This is a genomic window from Chryseobacterium sp. 7, from assembly GCF_003663845.1.
Taxonomy (GTDB): domain Bacteria; phylum Bacteroidota; class Bacteroidia; order Flavobacteriales; family Weeksellaceae; genus Chryseobacterium.
Genome location: NZ_RCCA01000001.1, coordinates 1,583,912 through 1,604,769 on the forward strand (window position 1 = coordinate 1,583,912; position 20,858 = coordinate 1,604,769).

General features: G+C 36.0%; 18 protein-coding genes. 14 read left to right on the plus strand and 4 right to left on the minus strand.

Going from position 1 to position 20,858, the window contains the following annotated elements:
- Entirely contained in the window at positions 1 to 993 is a 993-nt protein-coding gene (locus tag CLU97_RS07275) for a sterol desaturase family protein (RefSeq protein WP_121487333.1), read from the minus strand.
- 207 nt (positions 994 to 1,200) lie between these two features.
- On the opposite strand from CLU97_RS07275, the gene CLU97_RS07280 reads away from it, so the two are divergent.
- The 3 genes from CLU97_RS07280 to CLU97_RS07290 are packed head-to-tail and all read left to right on the plus strand — an operon-like array spanning position 1,201 to position 5,006.
- A complete protein-coding gene (locus CLU97_RS07280; protein WP_121487334.1) occupies positions 1,201 to 3,060 on the plus strand; it encodes a glycoside hydrolase family 13 protein in 1,860 nt (619 codons plus the stop codon).
- Between the two features lie 9 nt (positions 3,061 to 3,069).
- Positions 3,070 to 3,597: a nuclear transport factor 2 family protein gene (locus tag CLU97_RS07285; RefSeq protein WP_121487335.1), complete on the plus strand. Its 528-nt coding sequence runs from the start codon at positions 3,070 to 3,072 to the stop codon at positions 3,595 to 3,597.
- The gene (locus CLU97_RS07290; protein WP_121487336.1) at positions 3,588 to 5,006 is read left to right on the plus strand and encodes an MFS transporter; all 1,419 of its coding nucleotides are present in this window, start codon (positions 3,588 to 3,590) and stop codon (positions 5,004 to 5,006) included. The genes CLU97_RS07285 and CLU97_RS07290 overlap by 10 nt, the downstream gene beginning before the upstream one ends.
- Before the next feature lie 169 nt (positions 5,007 to 5,175).
- On the opposite strand, the gene CLU97_RS07295 is transcribed toward CLU97_RS07290, so the two are convergent.
- Complete coding sequence (locus CLU97_RS07295; protein ID WP_121487337.1) at positions 5,176 to 5,646, minus strand: lipocalin family protein; 471 nt, start codon at positions 5,644 to 5,646, stop codon at positions 5,176 to 5,178.
- A gap of 468 nt (positions 5,647 to 6,114) precedes the next feature.
- On the opposite strand from CLU97_RS07295, the gene CLU97_RS07300 reads away from it, so the two are divergent.
- The 7 genes from CLU97_RS07300 (at position 6,115) to guaA (ending at position 14,038) form a co-directional block, all read left to right on the plus strand.
- Complete coding sequence (locus CLU97_RS07300) at positions 6,115 to 6,843, plus strand: pirin family protein (RefSeq protein WP_121487338.1); 729 nt, start codon at positions 6,115 to 6,117, stop codon at positions 6,841 to 6,843.
- A gap of 37 nt (positions 6,844 to 6,880) precedes the next feature.
- Positions 6,881 to 7,432, plus strand: a complete 552-nt coding sequence (locus CLU97_RS07305) for an NADPH-dependent FMN reductase (protein WP_121487339.1) — start codon at positions 6,881 to 6,883, stop codon at positions 7,430 to 7,432.
- 282 nt (positions 7,433 to 7,714) lie between these two features.
- On the plus strand, positions 7,715 to 8,707 hold the full coding sequence (gene purM / locus CLU97_RS07310) for a phosphoribosylformylglycinamidine cyclo-ligase (protein WP_121487340.1): 993 nt from the start codon (positions 7,715 to 7,717) through the stop codon (positions 8,705 to 8,707).
- A gap of 75 nt (positions 8,708 to 8,782) precedes the next feature.
- Positions 8,783 to 9,349 carry a phosphoribosylglycinamide formyltransferase gene (gene purN / locus CLU97_RS07315; protein WP_121487341.1) on the plus strand — a complete coding sequence of 189 codons (567 nt, stop codon included), beginning with the start codon at positions 8,783 to 8,785 and terminating at the stop codon, positions 9,347 to 9,349.
- Positions 9,350 to 9,466: 117 nt separating this feature from the next.
- Complete coding sequence (gene purH / locus CLU97_RS07320; protein ID WP_121487342.1) at positions 9,467 to 10,984, plus strand: bifunctional phosphoribosylaminoimidazolecarboxamide formyltransferase/IMP cyclohydrolase; 1,518 nt, start codon at positions 9,467 to 9,469, stop codon at positions 10,982 to 10,984.
- Positions 10,985 to 11,075: 91 nt separating this feature from the next.
- Positions 11,076 to 12,314: a phosphoribosylamine--glycine ligase gene (gene purD, locus CLU97_RS07325; RefSeq protein ID WP_121487343.1), complete on the plus strand. Its 1,239-nt coding sequence runs from the start codon at positions 11,076 to 11,078 to the stop codon at positions 12,312 to 12,314.
- A gap of 176 nt (positions 12,315 to 12,490) precedes the next feature.
- Positions 12,491 to 14,038 (plus strand): glutamine-hydrolyzing GMP synthase, encoded by a 1,548-nt coding sequence (guaA, locus tag CLU97_RS07330; RefSeq protein WP_410493420.1) that lies wholly within the window; start codon positions 12,491 to 12,493, stop codon positions 14,036 to 14,038.
- A gap of 272 nt (positions 14,039 to 14,310) precedes the next feature.
- Here guaA and CLU97_RS07335 read toward each other — a convergent pair whose 3' ends face one another.
- Complete coding sequence (locus CLU97_RS07335) at positions 14,311 to 14,772, minus strand: hypothetical protein (protein ID WP_121487344.1); 462 nt, start codon at positions 14,770 to 14,772, stop codon at positions 14,311 to 14,313.
- 378 nt (positions 14,773 to 15,150) lie between these two features.
- Between CLU97_RS07335 and CLU97_RS07340 the strand changes: the two genes are divergently transcribed.
- The gene (locus CLU97_RS07340; protein WP_121487345.1) at positions 15,151 to 16,653 is read left to right on the plus strand and encodes a carbon-nitrogen hydrolase family protein; all 1,503 of its coding nucleotides are present in this window, start codon (positions 15,151 to 15,153) and stop codon (positions 16,651 to 16,653) included.
- A gap of 57 nt (positions 16,654 to 16,710) precedes the next feature.
- On the opposite strand, the gene CLU97_RS23605 is transcribed toward CLU97_RS07340, so the two are convergent.
- Positions 16,711 to 16,875, minus strand: coding sequence for a hypothetical protein (locus CLU97_RS23605; protein ID WP_167358481.1), 165 nt, complete (start codon positions 16,873 to 16,875; stop codon positions 16,711 to 16,713).
- 210 nt (positions 16,876 to 17,085) lie between these two features.
- Between CLU97_RS23605 and CLU97_RS07345 the strand changes: the two genes are divergently transcribed.
- From CLU97_RS07345 to CLU97_RS07355, 3 genes are all read left to right on the plus strand, one after another.
- Positions 17,086 to 18,732, plus strand: a complete 1,647-nt coding sequence (locus CLU97_RS07345; RefSeq protein ID WP_121487346.1) for an ABC1 kinase family protein — start codon at positions 17,086 to 17,088, stop codon at positions 18,730 to 18,732.
- Between the two features lie 71 nt (positions 18,733 to 18,803).
- On the plus strand, positions 18,804 to 19,313 hold the full coding sequence (locus CLU97_RS07350) for a hypothetical protein (RefSeq protein WP_121487347.1): 510 nt from the start codon (positions 18,804 to 18,806) through the stop codon (positions 19,311 to 19,313).
- Positions 19,314 to 19,485: 172 nt separating this feature from the next.
- Positions 19,486 to 20,838, plus strand: coding sequence for a DEAD/DEAH box helicase (locus CLU97_RS07355; protein ID WP_121487348.1), 1,353 nt, complete (start codon positions 19,486 to 19,488; stop codon positions 20,836 to 20,838).
- Positions 20,839 to 20,858: the final 20 nt, after the last annotated feature.

The following is a 20,858-nucleotide window of genomic DNA, read 5'->3' on the forward strand; positions in this document are numbered from 1 at the left end:
TTATTTATCTCCTGCCTGCTGATTCAGTGATGAATACTGGTATTCAGCTTCTGAAACCGGCTCTTTTGCAGGTAAGGGTCTGTTTTTTATCTTTTCCTTATACTCTTTCTGATACTGCTTTACCGTTTTTCCGGTACCGTCATGTCTCCATCCCGGTGAATAAAAAAGATATTGTATGCGGTTTTTAAAGGAAATTCCCGGCTGTCTGATATCCTTTCCTATTCTTCTCCATTCATAGAATAGAGTAGTTGCCGGATCTTTAGACTCCATTTTAGGATAGATACCATATTTCACAGGAACCTCAGGATCTTCTTTCTCAAAAGTTCCGAAAATTTTATCCCAGATAATCAGCCCCATTCCCATATTACGATCCAAGTATTTGATATTACACGCATGATGTACTCTATGGTGAGAAGGTGTAACCAGAATATATTCTAAAAATCCCATGCTTTTAATGGATTGGGTATGCACAAAAGTACCATAAATCTGTATTGCGGAATATGCTACAAGGATATGCCAAGGATGAAATCCCATAAATGCTAAAGGAGAGAAAAACAGATATCTGTACAGCGGCTGAAACACCGGACTTCTGAACCCTGTACTGATATTGAAATAATCAGAATTATGATGGGTAATATGTACCGCCCAGAAAACCCGTGAATGATGATCTACATAATGATGAACATAATAAGCAAAATCCTGAGCCAGAAAAACCGCAATCCAATACCAAATTCCCTCTTGCCAGTCGAAAATACGGTGATGGTAAAAAAACATCATGACAAACAAAGAAAAGCCTTTCATAATAATATCTAACCCATAATTGAGCAAAGCAAAAAGAACATTGGTTGCTACATCTTTAGTCTCGTAAATCTTTTCCTTATTAAAATGACTGTAAGCCATTTCTATAAAAATAATCACAGCAAATACAGGAATCGTCCAGCTGTAAACAACATCCGGTCCCTCAGTTTTGAACATATTACTGAAATCAAACATTTCTTTTTTTCTGTAAAACTAGAAATAAAAAGAATGAAAAATCAACTTTCAGAATGAATTTTTTATGAAAAGTTTAAGTTTTTTTAATAAAAATCTAAATAAGGATGTTAAATTTTGAAACTTTACATTAATGGTGGTAAAAAAAGATACCTTGCGCTATATTTTTGAATGTATATATGAAAATTTAATGCTAAATTGAACACTAATATGAAGACAATATATGCCGCATTAGCCCTTTCAGTAACTTCAGTAGCTTTTTCCCAAAAAACATTGGAAAAAGTAGAACCTGCTTTTTGGTGGAAAGGGATGAAAAATCCAGAACTTCAGATTCTTGTTTACGGGAAAGATGTTGCCCATAACGACATTGTACTTTCGGATGGAATTCAGATAAAAGACATCAGGAAAGTGGATAATCCGAATTATGTTTTTATTACAGTCAATACCAATGAAATAAATGTTCCGAAGTTTACCATCAATATTAAAAAAGATAAAAAAGATATCGATGCTTATACTTACGAACTGAAGCAGAGAGAATCTGGATCTGCCAATCGGGAATCTTTTACTTCAAAAGATGTGATGTACCTGATCATGCCGGATCGTTTCGCCAATGGGGATGAAAAAAATGATTCTAGTCCTGATCTTACGGAGAAAATGGATAGAAAATTACCTAGAGGAAGGCACGGCGGAGATCTCCGCGGGATTATCAATAATCTTGATTATATTCATAACCTGGGAGTTACAGCGGTATGGCTTACCCCAGTGAATGAGGATAACGAAAAAAAAGATTCCTATCATGGTTATGCCCAAACTGATCTGTATAAAATAGATGCCCGATACGGAACCAATGAAGAATACAAAACATTATCTCATGAGCTGAATAAAAAAAATATGAAACTGGTGATGGACTATGTGACCAATCATTGGGGTTCTTCACATTGGATGATCAAAGATCTGCCCTCAAAAGACTGGATACATTGGTTTGATGAAGGAGAAAATGGTTTTAAACGTTCCAATTATAAGACAACAACACAATTTGATACCAATGCTTCGGATATTGATAAGAAATATGCGTTGGACGGGTGGTTTGATAAAACAATGCCGGATATCAATCAGAAAAATCCATTGGTTTTAAAATACCTTACTCAAAATGCGATCTGGTGGATTGAATATGCAGATCTGGGAGGCATCCGTGTAGATACCTATCCTTACAATGATAAAGAAGCCATGGCAAAATGGGCTAAAGCAATTACTGATGAATATCCGAAATTCAATATCGTAGGCGAAACCTGGCTGTATACAGCCGCACAAATTGCAGCATGGCAGAAAGACTCCAAAGTTGGAGAAATCGCAGGATACAATTCAAATTTACCATCGGTAATGGATTTTATGCTGTTTGAAAATATGCCTAAAGCCCTTAAAGAAAAAGAAAGCTGGGATAAAGGGATGATAAGAATTTATGATACTTTTACCAGTGATTTCCTGTATCCGGACCTCAATAATCTTTTGGTTTTCTTCGAAAATCATGATACAGAAAGATGGAACGAGATCTTTAATGCAAATCCTGATGCTTATAAAATGGCACTCACCCTGATTTCAACCGTGAGAGGAACTCCACAAATTTATTACGGATCAGAAATAGGAATGCGTGGAAATAAAAAGAGAAGGGGAGATGCAGATATCCGCAGAGATTTTCCGGGTGGCTGGAAATCTGATAAACAAAATGCTTTCCTTACATCCTCTCAGACTTCTGAGCAGAAAGAGTTTTTTCAGTTTACTCAAAAATTACTGAATTGGAGAAAGGATAAGGATGTAATTCACAATGGGAAAACTAAAAATTTCGTTCCTCAGGATGGTGTCTTTGTTTATTTCAGATATAACGAAAAAGAAAGTGTGATGGTAGTCATCAATAATAACAAAAAAGATCAGACATTAGACCTGAAACGTTTTGCCGAATCCCTTAACGGATTTACAAATGGGAAAGAAGTAATTTCAGGAAAAGAAATGTTATTACAAAACAGTATAAATATTCCTGCAAAAACTCCGTTGATTATTGAACTCAAAAAATAACTATTATACATGAAAAGATTAACAAGTGCCTATACATTAATCCTTTTTTTACTGGGATTTTCTTTACTTACAGCACAGTCAAAAAATACATTTAATAAAGAAAAAGCAGAAATAAGTGCAATGCTTGATGATTTCAATGCAGCTGCGGCAAAAGCAGATTATGCCACTTATTTTAATTTCTTTGCAGATGAATCTATATTTATTGGAACAGATGCTACCGAAATCTGGAATAAAAAAGAATTCATGGTATGGGCAAAACCTTATTTTGACAAAAAGAAAACCTGGAATTTTAAAGCCATTAAAAGAAATATCTACTTCAGCAAAGACGGAAAACTGGCGTGGTTTGATGAGCTATTGGATACCCAAATGAAAATATGCAGAGGTTCCGGTGTATTAGAGAAAATCAATGGAAGCTGGAAGGTAAAACAATACGTTCTTTCCATGACGGTTCCTAATGAAGTGGTAGATAAAGTAGTGCCAGAAAAAACACCTATTGAAGATTTATTAATTCAAAAACTGAAAGCAGAATGGCACTAATAAACGGAAGATATGAAAGCAGTACATCTGGCAGAAAAATAAAACCAAACTTATCCATGCTCCAGATCATCAATATGAGTATGGGATTTCTGGGAATTCAGATGGCATTTGGTCTACAGAACGGAAATGCAAGCCGTATTCTTGGAAATTTAGGAGCAGATGTTCATGAGCTATCCTGGTTTTGGCTGGTAGCGCCCATCACAGGGTTGATTGTTCAGCCTATTATTGGTCATATGGGTGACAATACGTGGAGCCCGCTGGGAAGAAGAAAGCCTTACTTTTTAATTGGAGCTGTTCTGTGTGCCATCGGATTGGTGCTCCTTCCGAATGCCGCCTCTGTTACTCAGATGTTTGCCGCTAATGCCCTTTTATTAGCAGTAATATTCCTTGCTATGATGGATGCTTCGGTGAATATAGCAATGGAACCTTTCAGAGCCCTGGTAGGAGATATGCTCCCAAAACATCAGGGTACCATAGGATTCTCTGTACAAACCATTCTGATTGGAATAGGAGCCGTATTAGGTTCTTATTTACCGGATTGGCTAACAAAAATGGGAATCTCCAATGAAGCACCAGCTGGATTTGTTGCCGATAATGTCATTTACTCCTTTTATATTGGTGCGGCTTTGCTAATCATATCTATTTTGTATACTATTATCACAACCAGGGAATATTCTCCACAGGAGTTCGCTGATTTTGATGATAAAGAAGAGGGAGAAAAACATGAGTCTAAGTTTTCGGATATATTCAAAGATTTTGCTGCGATTCCTGAACAGATGAAAAAGCTGGGAATTGTTCAGTTTTTCTCATGGTTTGCATTATTTACGATGTGGGTATTTACTACGAGCGCATTGGCAACCCATCATTTTGGGCTTTCCCCGGAAGATACCCATTCCAAAGCATTTAATGATGCAGGAGACCTTACAGGAAAACTTTTCGGAATGTATAATCTTTGGGCCATTCCGTTCGCTTTTCTATTGACACCTATTGCCAAGCAGATTGGTAAAAAGCAAACCCATGCTTTAGCTTTATTGTGTGGAGGTTTAGGACTGGTTTCAATGTACTTTATTAAAGACGTTAATAATCTATGGATCTCAATGATCGGATTAGGTTTTGCGTGGGCAAGTATTTTAGCAATGCCTTATGCCATGCTTATTGAAGTTATTCCACAAAGAAAAATGGGAGTTTATATGGGAATATTCAATTTCTTTATCGTAATTCCTCAGATTATTAACGGTTTATTCGGAGGACCTATTGTAAGTAGTATTTTCGGAAAACAGGCTATGGATTATATTGTAGTAGGAGGTGTTTGTATGCTGATAGGAGCTGTAGTAACCATGATTTTTGTGAAATCAGAAGATGAAACCCCTAAAGAAATTGAAGAGGAGATCAAACAGGTGCATTTTTAACAGGAAGTTAGAAGTTGTACCCAAAATTTAATTGAAAAACTGATAAAAATTCAATAGGAAGGGCTTTAGTCCGCTTTTTCCTTAAGTATTGATCAATTAGCTTTAGCTCAACTTAAAATGATTTATAAAAAGAAACGAGGCTGTCTCAAAAGGGCAGCCTCGTTTTCTTTTATTGTCTGTTATATATTGTAGTAAATTCATCTTTTATACCATCACCATCGGTATCAAAAAGTTCTTCTACAAGCTCTAATTGTGTATCTGTTAATTTTTTCACGGTATATACATCAGTTGTTCCGCTAGAATACTTAACCTGAAGCTTTTTAGAAGCCGTATCGTAGGTATAATCATAAGTTACATCTACATCAAGAGTGCACTGTCCTCCAGTATTTCCATAATAACCTATTTCATGCCATTTACCAGCAGAGCTGATATCCACCGAACCTTTTTTATCGCATACATTAGCATCAGAAGATTCATTAGCAATGATGCTTCCATCTTTACCTGAATATGCCATAAATTTGGAAGGCTGCCATTTACCAACAATGCTAGGTTCATTGGTTATTGTTGCTGTATCATCATCACTGCTGCATGAGAACAAACCTAATACAGCAATACTTAAAAATAGAGTTTTTTTGATCATTTTTTTTATTTGTTTTAAACGGGGGCAAATGTAATTATTTTATGAATCCAAAGTCAGAGTAATTTATAGATATATTTCCATTGTTTAAATGATTGATTTTTAGTATCTTATTTTTTTTATACCTACTTGAGCAAAATTCATAATAATGTATTTCAAATGGTTAATCAAAATTTAAATTTGTGCTAATATTTTAATCTAATTACATTCAATAGGTTATAAAAATATTACCGGTATTAATGTTTGTACATATAATCTGCTCAGTCCTTAAAGGATATCCGGTATAAAGCGCCATAAAAGCGGATGAGAATTTAAAGATCTCTTCACATCATTGTGTGATCCAACCTCTCAATATTCATAATTTATAAATAATCCTTTTACCCTTTTGCTTCTCCAGCTTCCTTTCTTACCCTACATCAACTTTTAAAACATCCGCATCCCGTACATTTGTACTATAAATAATCACATAAAATGAAAACAGTATATCATAAAGCAGATTCAAGAGGTCACGCTAACCACGGATGGTTAAACTCTTACCATACATTCAGTTTTGCCAACTATCAAAACAGAGAAAGAACGAACTTTGGGGTTCTAAGAGTGTTAAACGATGACACCGTTTCTCAGGGAATGGGCTTCGGAACACATCCGCACAGGGATATGGAAATTATTTCAATCCCTTTGGAAGGCGATTTGGAACACAAAGACTCAATGGGAACTACAGCGGTAATCAAAAAAGGGGAAATCCAGGTGATGAGTGCGGGAACTGGTGTGCAGCACAGCGAATACAATAAAAATAAAGATGAAGAAGTAAAATTCCTTCAGATCTGGATTTTCCCAAAAGAGCAGAATGTGGAACCAAGATACGATCAGAAAAGCATTAAAGAAGGTGAAAAAATCAACGGATTCCAGCAGATTTTATCTCCCAATAAAAATGATGACGGAGTTTGGATTCACCAGGATGCATGGTTCAACTTAGCCAATTTTACAAAAGGAAACGGTAAAAATTATATGCTCAACAAAAAAGGAAACGGAGTCTATGCATTCGTATTAAAAGGAAGTGCAAAAATAGGAGACCGTGTTCTGAATGAAAGAGACGGATTGGGAATTTGGGATACGCAGAGTTTTAATATCGAAGCCGTGGAAGACACCGAAATATTATTAATGGAAGTCCCAATGGAACTGCCTTCTTATCTTAAATAAAAAACTAAATTTGTAATCTTAAAAATAAACCTCACATATGAAAATCTTAGCAATAGCAGGAAGCAACTCAGAAGTTTCAATGAACAAGCAGTTGGTAGCATACGCATCCACATTATTTGAAAATGCAGAAGTAGAAGTAGTAGATCTTAATCCTTTCGAAATGCCCATCTATAAACATGAAAGAGAATTAGCAGGTGGTGTTCCTCAGGAAGCTCACGATTTTGCCGCTAAAATTGACGGAGCTAATGTATTGTTGGTAGCTTTGGCAGAACATAACGGAACATATTCTACAGCATTTAAAAATGTGTTCGACTGGGTGTCGAGAATCAAAGACAGAACAGTTTGGAATGAAGTGCCTATGTTATTGATGTCTACGTCTCCGGGAGGTAGAGGTGGAGCAGGTGTTTTGGAAGCTGCATCAAAGCGTTTTCCTTTCCACGGAGGAAATGTGGTGGAAACTTTTTCACTTCCATTCTTTAATGATAATTTTGATAAAACAACTCATAAAATTTCTAATGAAGAGAAAATCAGTGAGTTGAAAGAGAAAATAAAGAAGATTGCGGCTATTGAAACCATCCTTGAAAAATAGAATTTGAATATTCATTTAAAATTACTATTTTTGCAAAAAGAAAAGAGATGAAAATTCAGACCTCCTATAAACAATGTTTTTCTCATAAAGGGAAAATTGTGGGCTCTGAAATTCTGAGATAAAATAACGGCCGATAATCTGAAAAGATTGTCGGCTTTTTTGTTTTCTAAAATCAAGTATAAAAGTAATTGAAATATTAAAAGATAAGAAGACTCCAGAAGCAGTTACTAGATCATAAATAGTATGAAATCTGAAATCCGATATCTAAAAATCTAAGCAGACATGAGCAACACTTACAAATCAGCAGGAGTAGACAAAGAAGAAGGATACAAAACGGTTGACAAGATCAAAAAAGCGGTCGGTGAAACCCATAATTCCAATGTACTGAACCACTTGGGAAGTTTTGGTGCTTTCTATGAGATCGGTGGATACAAAAATCCGGTTCTTGTATCAGGAACAGATGGAGTAGGAACAAAGCTTAAAGTAGCTTTAGATACCAAAAAATATGATTCTATCGGAGTAGATTGCTTTGCAATGTGTGCCAATGATATTCTTTGTCACGGAGCAAAACCTTTGTTCTTCCTTGATTATCTGGCTTGCGGAAAGCTTGATTCAGAAATTGCTGCAGAAATCGTTTTAGGAATGGTTGCCGCTTGTAAGGATAACAACTGTGCATTAATTGGTGGAGAAACTGCTGAAATGCCTGGAATGTACCAGCCGGGAGATTATGATGTTGCAGGATTCTGTGTAGGAATTGTAGAAAAAGACCAGATTATTGATGGTTCTACCATTAAAGCAGGTAACAAAATTATTGCATTACCAAGCTCAGGATTCCATTCAAACGGATTCTCTTTAGTAAGAAAAGTATTTCCTAATTTCGAAGAAGAATTTGAAGGAAAACCTTTATACGAGACTCTTTTAGTTCCTACAAGACTATACTACAAAGATATTCACAAAGTATTGGAAGAAGTAAAAGTAAGCGGAATTGCCCACATCACAGGAGGTGGTCTTTACGAAAACGTTCCAAGAATTATTCCTGAAGGACTTTGTGCTTCTATTGATGAATCAAAAATCAGAATTCCTAGCGTAATGCTTGAACTTGAAAAGAGAGGTGAAGTAGCACGCGAGGAAATGTACGGAACATTCAATATGGGTGTAGGGATGGTAATCGTTGTAGATGCTGAACATGCTGAAAAAGTATTACACCTTTTAGATGATGCTTACGAAATCGGGGAAATCACTGAGGGAGCAGAGAAAATTGATTTGAAATTTTAAATGACATCAGATTTCAGACCCTAGACATCAGACGGTAAGTCTGTAATCTTAAATCTGGCATCTAACATCTGAATAATGAAGAACATCGTTGTACTCGTATCCGGTTCAGGAACCAATCTGCAGAGAATCATTGATACTATTGATTCCGGAGAAATCCAGAATGCAAAAGTAACATTGGTGGTAGCAGACAGAGAATGTTTCGGACTGGAAAGAGCAAAGAATCACAATATAGAAAGTATATTAATTCCAAGAGGAAAAAATTTCAGCAGTGAATTGGCGAAAGTAATCCCAGAAAATACAGACCTTATTGTATTGGCAGGATTTTTATCCATTTTAAAATCTGAATTCTGTGAAAACTGGAACGGTAAAATAATCAATATTCATCCTGCTTTGCTTCCGAAATTCGGAGGAAAAGGAATGTGGGGAATGAACGTTCACAATGCAGTAATAGAAGCTAAAGAAGTAGAGAGTGGGGCCACTGTACATTTTGTAACGCCGGGCATTGATGAAGGAGAAGCTATTCTTCAGAAATCTTTTGAAGTAACAGCCGAAGATACTCCTGAAACCCTGGCTCAGAAAGTTCACCAGATTGAATATGAAATATTTCCGATAGCGATCAATAAGGTCCTGGGAAATAAATAATGTCAAAAATTTTTGACAGGAAAATAGAAAAATCTAAGTAAAATAAAAGTAAGTTCGGAGGTGAAAGACCCGGACACAGTTTGAAATAGCTGTAAAAAGTAAAAAATCGAAAGTAAAATGAGTAAAAAGAGAGTTTTAATCAGTGTTTCTGACAAAAGTGGATTAATAGAATTCGCGCAGTTTTTGGAAGCTCAGAATTATGAGTTGATCTCTACAGGAGGAACGTTCAAACATTTGAAAGACGCTGGTTTAAATCCTATTCAGATTGATGAGGTAACCAATTTCCCTGAAATGCTGGACGGAAGAGTGAAAACTTTACACCCGAAAGTTCACGGCGGATTGCTGGCTGTTCGTACCAATGAAGTGCACATGAAAACCGTTCAGGAGCACGGAATTGATCTGATTGACATGGTGATCGTAAACCTTTATCCTTTCTTTGAAAATGTAAACAAAGACATTTCTTTACATGAAAAAGTAGAGTTTATCGATATCGGAGGTCCTTCAATGCTTCGTTCTGCAGCTAAAAACTTTGATTCTGTAACAGTAATCACTGATGTAGAGGACTATGCAGCCGTGAAAATTGAAATGGAACAAAACGGTGATACGTACATCGAAACCCGTAAAAAGCTTGCAGGAAAAGTATTCAACCTTACCTCTGCGTATGATGCAGCTATTTCAAGAATGCTTTTAGATGAAGAATATCCTACTTATCTTAATGCTTCTTATAAAAAAGTTGCTGACTTAAGATATGGAGAAAACCCTCATCAGACAGCAGCTTACTATGTTTCTACTTTCGAGAACGGAGCTATGAAAGACTTCGAACAGCTTGGAGGTAAAGAACTTTCTTTCAACAATCTTCGTGATATGGATCTTTGCTGGAAAGTAGTCACTGAGTTCAAAGAAGAAATGGCTTGTTGTGCCGTAAAACACTCTACGCCTTGTGGCGTGGCGATTGGAACTTCAGCTTTGGAAACGTACCAGAAAACTTTCGAATGTGATCCGGTTTCTATCTTTGGCGGAATTGTTGCAATGAACTATAAAATAGACGCAGCAACGGCTGAAGAATTGAATAAAACTTTCCTTGAAATTGTAATGGCTCCTGAATTTGATGAAGAAGCCCTTGAAGTTTTAAGAAAAAAGAAAAATCTGAGAATCATCAAAATCGTAAACCCGGTTTCAGACAAACAAACTTGGGTGAAAGTAGACGGCGGTATCCTTGTTCAGGATAATGACCTTCACTTTTCAGATGATATCAAAGTGGTAACTGAAGTACAGCCTACAGAAGAACAGAAAAAAGCATTACTTTTCTCTCAGAGAGTTGTGAAATATGTGAAGTCTAATGCAATCGTAGTTTCCAACGGAATTCAGGCATTCGGTATCGGCGGCGGACAGGTAAACAGAATCTGGGCGACTCAGCAGGCTATCGAAAGAGCAAAAGAAAAATTCTCCGGAGATTTGGTATTGGCTTCAGATGCATTTTTCCCTTTCCGTGATGTGGTAGATTTCTGCGCTCAGGAAGGTATCAAGGCGATTATTCAACCAGGTGGAAGTGTAAAAGATCAGGATAGTATTGAGGCCGCAAACGAGCACAATATTCCAATGATGTTTACAGGTGTCAGACACTTTTTCCACTAATTAAAATAGAATTAAAAAATAATTAGGGATTGTATTTTTTAGCATTCAAAATTATATATTTGTAAAATAAGACTAGATAATAATATAAAGTATGAGAATATTAATCATAGGTGAAGGCGGTAGAGAATCTGCTTTAGCGGCAAAGCTTCAGAATGACTCAAGAATTTCTAAAATGTTTTTTGCCAACGGGAATGCTACTACCGATGTAATAGGGAAAAATGTTCATTTATCGGAAATCAAAGAACTTAGAGATTTCGCCATTAAAGAAAAGATTGATCTTACGATCGTAGGTCCGGAAGCTCCTCTTGTAGCGGGTATTAAGGACGAATTTAAAAAACACGATCTTAAAGTTTTCGGTCCTACTCAGAAAGTAGCGAGCCTTGAAGGTAGTAAAGCTTTCTCTAAGAAATTTATGCAGACCTATGATATCAAAACAGCTAAAGCTGTGGTATTTGATTCATATAACGAAGCTATAGAGTATGTGAAGACCCAGCAGTATCCTTTAGTAGTTAAAGCAAGTGGTTTAGCTGGAGGAAAAGGTGTTGTGATCTGTGATACTCTGGAAGAAGCTGAAGCTACAATCCATGATTTTATGATCAGAAGAATCTATGGAGATGCTGGTATTCGTTTAGTTATTGAAGAATATTTACAAGGTTTTGAAGCGTCTATTATTGCTTTCTCTAACGGAGATAAATTATTTCCATGTGTAGCAGCAAAAGATTATAAAAAAGCTGGAAACGGAGATACAGGACCTAACACAGGAGGTATGGGTTCAATCGCACCAAGTCCGGAATTTACTCAGGAGCACTATGCAGATTTTGAGAAAAATATCTTAGAACCTACCATTAAAGGTCTTAAAGCTGAAGGTTTCGGATTTAAAGGAATCATCTTCTTCGGATTGATGGTAACGAAAAACGGAGCTTACCTTCTTGAATACAACATGAGATTCGGAGATCCTGAAACTCAGGTATTGATGGCGTTGATGGAAAACAACCTTCTTGATGTGATCCAGGATTGTATGGATGGAAAAGATATTCAGCTTAAATTTAAAGACGAAAAAGCAGTTTGTCTTGTAATGTGTTCAGGAGGTTATCCAAGAAACATCGAAACAGGTTTCGAAATTACAGGAGAAGATAAACTAAAACATAGTAAACTATTATATGCAGGAGCAATCAGCAAAGGAGACAAAGTGGTTTCCAACGGTGGTAGAGTTCTGAACATTGTAGCTACCGGTGCTACTTTCGAAGATGCCCGCAAAAAAGTTTACGAAGACGCAAGTCACGTACATTTCGATTACGGCTTCTACAGAGACGACATCGGAAAGTTTTAATAAAAATCACGAAAAAAGATTTGGAGCCATTCCAAGTCTTTTTTTGTAAAACAGTTAATAATTAGAAGTTAGAGGCTAGAGGTTAGAAATGAGTTGGTTGAAGGTATATTTGGAAATGATCTCCAAGCCAGAAGCCATTAGCCAGCGGCCATTAGCACTATCATTTATCAATCATCATTTATCAATTATCAACAATGAACAACGGTATTATTATTTTAGATTTCGGATCCCAGTACAACCAGCTTATCGGAAGAAGAATCCGTGAGATGGGTGTATATTCTGAGATCTTGCCTTACAATACACCATTACAAGATATTTTAGCAAAACAGCCAAAGGGAATCATCCTTTCCGGCGGACCAAGCTCTGTAAATGCAGAAAATGCCCACCTGGTTGAAAAAGCTTTATATGAGCAAGGAGTTCCTGTGTTGGGAATCTGTTACGGAATGCAGATGACTGCTCACCTTTTAGGAGGTAAAGTAAACAAAGGAGAAAAAGGAGAGTATGGTAAAGCAAACCTTGAGATCGTTAAAGAAAGCTCTTTATTGAAAGGAGTTACTCAGAACTCTGTAGTTTGGATGAGCCACTTTGACGAAGTAGGAGAACTGCCTGCAGGGTTTGAATTAAATGCGAAATCAGGCGTAATTGCTTCTATCTCTAATGAAGAAAGTAAAATCTACTGTGTTCAGTTCCACCCGGAAGTTTCTCATACAGAAGAAGGAGGAAAAATGCTTGAAAATTTTGTTTTCGGAATCTGTAACTCAGAGAAAAACTGGAAACTGACGAACTATATTGAAAAAACAGTTGAGGAAATCCGTGAGAAAGTAGGAGACAACAAAGTAATCCTTGGACTTTCTGGAGGGGTAGACTCTTCTGTAGCCGCAGTTTTGATTCACAAAGCAATCGGTGATCAGTTAACTTGTATCTTCGTAGATACAGGATTATTGAGAAAGGATGAAGGTAAAAAAGTAATGGATCAGTATGGAGAGCATTTCCATATGAACATTAAAATGGTGGATGCTCAGGATAGGTTCCTTTCAAAACTAGCTGGAGTAGACGATCCTGAAGCGAAAAGAAAAATCATCGGTAATGAGTTCATCCATGTATTTGATGAAGAATCTCACAAAATTGAAGGCGCTAAATTCTTAGCTCAGGGGACTATTTATCCTGATGTTATCGAGAGCCAGTCTGTAAACGGACCTTCTGCAGTAATCAAGTCTCACCACAACGTTGGAGGACTTCCTGAAGATATGGAATTCGAATTATTAGAGCCACTAAGAGAACTTTTCAAAGACGAAGTAAGAAGAGTAGGAGAAGAATTAGGTATTCCTCACCACATGGTATACAGACACCCTTTCCCAGGTCCGGGACTTGGAATCAGAGTATTGGGAGCGGTAGATGCCGAGAAAGTAAGAATCCTTCAGGAAGCTGATGATATCTTCATCGAAGAATTATACAAAAACGACCTTTACGAGAAAGTATCTCAGGCATTCGTTGTTCTTCTTCCAGTAAAATCTGTAGGAGTAATGGGTGATGAAAGAACTTACGAATACACCGCTGTAGTTCGTTCTGCAAATACCATCGATTTCATGACAGCTACATGGAGCAGACTTCCTTACGAGTTCCTTGATACTGTTTCAAGCAGAATTATCAATGAAGTAAGAGGAATCAACAGAGTAGCTTACGATATTTCAAGCAAACCACCTGCAACGATTGAGTGGGAATAATTTTTGACTTGAATTTAAAATATAAATCCTGCCCGTTTTGGGTGGGATTTTTTTATTACCAATCTTGCCTTAAAATAATTCCAATGCTTAAAAAATAGATCAATATTAAAAGGATTATACCATTAATAAGATATAAGATTGTCTTTTTATTATACTGATGAATGATATAAAAATTAATAATTAAAATAAGCAGGATCACCGGCGTGAAATTAAGGGAAAATTCTGTCTGAAAATACATTGATAATAATAAGTAAATCAATGATATTACTAAATTAATTATTGAGATTTTTTTCATGAATTACTACTTCTTTCCAATTTCCTTTACAACTGTCTTTCCAGGCTTTAAGAAATTTATCATTATTAAAAGTACGCTCGGGAATAAGTGTAAAAATATATTTTCGGGAATTACCTTCATTATTGATAGCAAAAAAGAAAGGTGAATTTTCTTTTTTAGTTATTCTTTCACCAATACTTATACTATCTACATATTCACCTAGAGAAATTAATGTGTCAAATTTATTTTTCCGTGATATTTTGACATGAAAAAAAACATTCTTTTTTAAATCAACTTTTTTAATAATTGTTCCATCAAAGGATGCTTTAATATCAGCAATGGTAAATTTATCACCATAATCATCAGGTCTTGTAATCTGATAAATAAAAAAGATGAGAAATAAAGCAGAAAATATTAAAAATAAATTTATTTTCTTCTGATCAGAAAGGTTTTCAAACATACATTACTTATTAAAATTGTTTTAATGAAAAAATGATCAGTATAATATTGATAACAATTAGCAGGCAATATATCAGTTTGAATAGTATATGCTTATGGAAAATAACATAGTTTAATAACATTGTGATCATTAAATAAAAGTAAATAAAACTTTTTGCTTCCTGAGGATTTATTTCAGATGCAGAAAACAAGTTTAAATTATGTGAAACATGGATTGATGAGTCTGCATAAAAAATTCTTAAAATAAAAATAATGGAGATACTTATAAGTAAAGTTATTGCGTATGGTTTCATTTAAATGAAGAATAGAAATAAATTGGTTATTGTTTTAAGCAGTATTTGTTTAATATTTTCACTAAATTTAAGTAAAATTACATCAAATGCAAATAGAAACAAGAAACCTGACCCTTCAGGATTATAATGAGCTGGCGGAAACGATGAAAAGGGCCTACCCGCAAATGTCGGAATCCATTTGGTCCAAAAAAAGTATTGATAAGCTTACAAAAATGTTCCCCAACGGACAGATTTGTATTACGGTAGATGGTAAACTGGCTGCTGTAGCGCTTTCCATTATTGTGAATTACGATGAATTTGGAGATGACCATACCTATAGCGATATCACTGGAAATTATACCTTCAACACTCATACTTCAACAGGAAATGTTCTTTATGGAATCGAAGTCTTTGTAGATCCTGAGTTTCGTGAATTACGTTTGGGAAGAAGGTTATATGATGCACGAAAAGAACTTTGCGAGCAGCTAAACTTAAAATCCATTATCCTTGGAGGCAGAATTCCAAGCTATCACAAATACAGCCATGAGCTCTCGCCCAGAGAATATATCAGAAAAGTAAGAGACAAAGAGATCTATGATCCGGTATTGTCTTTCCAGCTTTCCAATAATTTTCTTCCGATAAGAATCCTGAAAAAATACTTGCCGGAAGATGAAGCTTCCAGAGAAAATGCGGTTCTTTTGCAATGGAACAACATTTATTACAGCAGAAAGCCAAATACGATGCAGGACAGTATTATCCGTCTTGGATTGGTGCAGTGGCAGATGAGGCACTTTAAAGATATAGAAGCCTTTTATGAACAGGTGGAGTTTTTCGTGAATGTAATGGGAGATTATAAATCAGACTTTGTTCTTTTCCCGGAGCTTTTCAACACGCCGTTGCTGGCTCCTTTCAATAATCTGTCCGAAAGAGACAGTATGATAGAACTGGCAAAGCTGACTGAGGAGATTAAAAAGAAAATTTCAGAACTGGCCATCAGTTATAATGTGAATATTATTTCCGGAAGTATGCCTGTTTTTGATAATAATGATTTGTATAATGTCAGTTATCTTTTGCACCGTGACGGGCGTGTGGATGAATACAGAAAGATTCACATTACCCCGAATGAAAAGAGATATTACGGGATGAAAGGAGGAAATGAAATAAGGGTTTTTGATACCGACTGCGGAAAAATAGGTCTCGTCATCTGCTATGACGTAGAATTTCCGGAATTACCAAGAATTCTGGCTGATCAGGGAATGAAAATTTTATTTGTTCCTTATCTGACAGACACTCAAAACGCTTATATGAGAGTACGCCACTGTGCTGCCGCAAGAGCTATAGAAAACGAATGCTATGTAGCGATTGCCGGATGCGTTGGAAACCTTCCGAAGGTAAATAATATGGATATCCAGTTTGGGCAGGCTGCCGTATTTACCCCTTCTGATTTTGCTTTCCCATCCAATGCCGTAAAAGGAGAAGCTACTCCCAATACAGAAATGACCCTGATTGTGGATGTAGACCTTAACCTGTTAAAAGACCTCCATCATAACGGATCTGTTCAGGTAATGAAAGACCGCAGAAAAGACCTGTACGAAACCTATCTTAAATAACAAAACAGAATGCAAAAGCATTCTGTTTTTATTTTACCTAAAATTTCTTTGAGTGGGTTACATGTACTCAGGACATACTACAGCAGGGCAAATAAGTCTTGGACATCTTGGTCTTCCGTCTTTAGGGCAGCATTCGTTGGAGCAGTTTCCGATAATGATTCCGCTTCCTGCAATCCCTTTTAATTGCGCTCTTGAAAGTTTGTTGTTACGTAAATTTTTCATGTTATAATACTTTTGGTTTGTTTTATTTGTACGCTGTAAATATATTAATTTTTACAATATATGATGGTTTTTATTATTATGATGGTATTTTATTCTTTAAAATATTGATTATGTATTGTTATTTTTAATTTTTATGCATTGATGTGGTTGCAATAATTCTTTTGATAAAGGAACAATTTTTGGAGTAAATTGCACTTACTATTATACACTATGTTTGACAAGCAGCAAAGAAAACTGAAAAGATCCGCAAGACTGATTTCCGTATTGAGTAAATATGGATTCAAAGATATGCTGGCAAGAATGAACGGAGGAAATAAACAGGAAGATACTTCCAATTCTGATGAGATTATTTCAAAAGGAACAGTTTATGAAAGAATAAGACTGGCGCTGGAAGAGCTGGGTCCTACGTTTGTAAAGCTTGGCCAGTCATTCAGCAACAGGGAAGACCTTTTACCGCCGGAATTGATTCAGGAACTGCAGAAGCTTCAGGACAAAGTGGAAACAGTAGATATGGACGTAGAAGAAGCGCTGGAAAGTGAATTCAATATTTCCGTGAAAGATTATTTTCGTGAAATCCAGAAAGAACCTATTGCCACAGCTTCCATTGCCCAGGTGTATAAAGCTGTTTTGAATGATGGCAGCCCGGTAATTTTAAAGCTGAGAAAACCGGATGTACAGTCTGTTATTGAAGATGATTTGCTTTTAATCAAAGATATTGAAAAACTGATATCTGCCTATTCGGAAATAGGAGAGAAGCTTAATATGAAACAGGCCATTTCCACTTTTGAAAAATCATTGCTGGAAGAGGTTTCTTTGACAAATGAAAGAAATAATATTCTACAGTTCCGTCTTAATTTTAAAAATAATAAAGAAACATATGTTCCGAAAGTCTACGAAGAATTTTCCAATAATAATATTCTTTGTATGGAATTTATTGACGGGATAAAGGTTACGGATAAATCACTTCTCCTGGCCAATAATATAGACCCCGTAAAAGTTTCTGAAACAGGATTAAGACTGTTTGTATCACAGATCTTAGATTACGGATTTTTCCATGCTGATCCTCATGCCGGGAATATCCTGGTGAAAAAAGACGGTAAAATTGTTTTCATTGATTTTGGGGCGGTAGGAAAAATTCAGCCCAATGATAAAGAAATCCTGGAAAATCTTATCGTAAGTTTTGTAGCCAAAAACTCCCATAAAATAGTACGTTCACTCAAAAAAATGGCGATAAGCTATGAGATTCCGGACGAAAGAAGATTCGAAAATGATGTGGATGATATTCTGAATTTCGTTCACAGCTCATCATTGCAGGATATCAATGTACAGGTGATCATCAATAAAATGAAAGATATTCTGAAAGATAACAGGCTTTATATGCCGGATTATTTCTATCTTTTATTTAAAGGAATCAGTCTGATAGAAGGAGTTGGAAGAAATATCAATCCGGATCTGGACATTGTAAAAAGTCTTCACCCTTACACCAGGAAAATTTTCACCAAAAAGATAAGTCCTAAAAATCTTTTAAAAACGGGAATGGATCGAATGATGAATTTCACAGATAATGTAGATGAAATTCCGAAAGAACTTCGTTCTGTCCTTCAAAAACTGGATGAAAACAAATTTACAGTTTCCAGTGAGATCAAAAATATAGAAAAAACCAACCAGCTGATCAAATCCAGTGTGGTTAATCTGATTTTAGCCATGGTTTTAGGGGCTAATATCATTGCCACGGCTATTGTTTTTTCTTCAGAATCCGGACCCAGAATAGGAGAATTGTCCTTGGTAGCAGTCTTAGGTTTTATCTTTTCAATTCTTTTAGTCGTAATCCTTTTATTGAGAGTAACCAGAAAATAAATATAATTTAAAGTAACTGATTATCCATTCCAAAACTTCACATATTGCATCCCGTAACTTATAACCCCACAATGAAAACACTTATTATAACAGCAATCACATTATTTAGCTCATACTGTACCGCCCAGCAAGGAAATGAAGAGAAAATTCAGGGCGATTTTGACGGAAACGGAACCAAAGAATATGCCTACACCAAAGTCAGCGACTGCGGTGAAGAGTGTGAAGGAAAATGTGAAACTACTATTTACTTCAGTGATAAAAATATAAAACCTATCACCATTTCACCTGCCAATCAGGGAAGTGTGTATAATTTGGGAGATCTTAATGGAGATGGAAAAGACGAGATTGGTTTTTACCCCAACTGGTGTACCAGCTGCTGGCATTCATTTTATGTGTATACGCTCAACAAAACCAATTGGAAGCCCTTATTACCACCTATTTCCACCCATTGTAATCAGTGGGAAGAAGATAAATTCCCTATCAGAAAAGATCCGAAAAGGAAAGGATATGTTATTGTGACCTCCAGTAAATGGGAAGATGATGATATTAAAATCAAAGTCAATAGTATAAAAGTAAATTAAAGAGTTAATTTGTTGCTGGGTGCTAGTTAATCAGTTATTTTCCGGATAACTGGAGTTTTTTGTTTTTTTTATCTTCAGGAAAATTGACAATTCACTTGCGAAGCAAAATTCACTATTGACCAATTCCTTACCTCTAATTTTTAACTTCTAATTAAATACCTATCTTTGCAAAATGGAAAAACTCACTTTTGCAGATTTTGACCTTCCGGTTAAAATTCTTGATGTTTTAGCGGATCTGGAATTATTTGAACCTACCCCCATTCAGGAAAAAAGCTTGAAGCCTATTCTTTCCGGAAGGGATGTAATGGGAATTGCACAGACCGGAACCGGGAAAACATTAGCTTATCTTTTGCCCGTTTTGAAAACATGGAAATACAGCAAAACAGGAAATCCAACTGTTTTGGTACTTGTTCCTACAAGAGAATTGGTAGTGCAGGTAACTGAAATCCTTGAGAAACTGACAGAAAATATTACTGCAAGAGTAATCGGAATATACGGTGGGAAAAATATTAATACGCAAAAGTTACTGTTCAATGATGGCTGCGATATTTTAGTAGGAACACCGGGAAGAGTGATGGATCTTGCCATAGACAATGCCATTTCTCTGAAAGAAGTTCAAAAGCTGATCATTGATGAATTTGATGAAATGCTTAATTTAGGTTTCAGACCACAGCTTACCCATATTTTTGAAATGATGAAAGAGAAGAGACAGAATATTCTTTTCTCCGCCACCATGACGGAAGCTGTAGATGATATGCTGGATGTGTATTTTGCCAGTCCGGTAGAAATTTCACTGGCAAAATCAGGAACACCGCTTGAGAAAATTGAACAAACGGGCTACAAAGTAGAAAATTTCAATACTAAGATCAACTTACTTGAACATTTATTGAAAAATAATGAAGATATGTCTAAGGTGTTGATTTTTAACAATAATAAAAAACACGCAGATCTGCTTTTTACCAAAATTGATGAGCTTTTCCCAGAGCAGTTTGATGTGATTCACTCTAATAAATCTCAGAATTACAGATTAAAGGCTATGAAAAGCTTTGAGAATGAAGAGATCCGTGGTTTGATCACAACAGATGTAATGGCAAGAGGTCTGGATATTTCAAATATTACCCACGTCATCAACTTTGAAACGCCTGATATTCCGGAGCAGTATATCCACAGAATCGGTAGAACAGGTAGAGCAGATAAAGAAGGAAAGGCTATTACTTTTGTTACTAAAAAGGAAGAACCTTTGATTCTTGACATTGAGCTATTGATGGATAAAGATTTGAAGTTTAATGAATTCCCTGAAGAGGTTAAGATCAATCCTAAGAAGATTGCTGCTGAAGAAGATCAGGTGGTCATGAAAAATCCTGCTCAGGTAAAGCTGAATGACGGAGGAGGAGCATTCCACGAGAAAAAGGCTAAAAATACAAAAGAAAACTGGGGCGGACCTTCCAAAAGAAAGGCACCTAAGAAGTTTGGAGCCAACAGGGCTCAGCAGAAAGCAATTTCAAAATCGAAAAGAAAGAAATAAAATAAAAACTCCCAGACTAG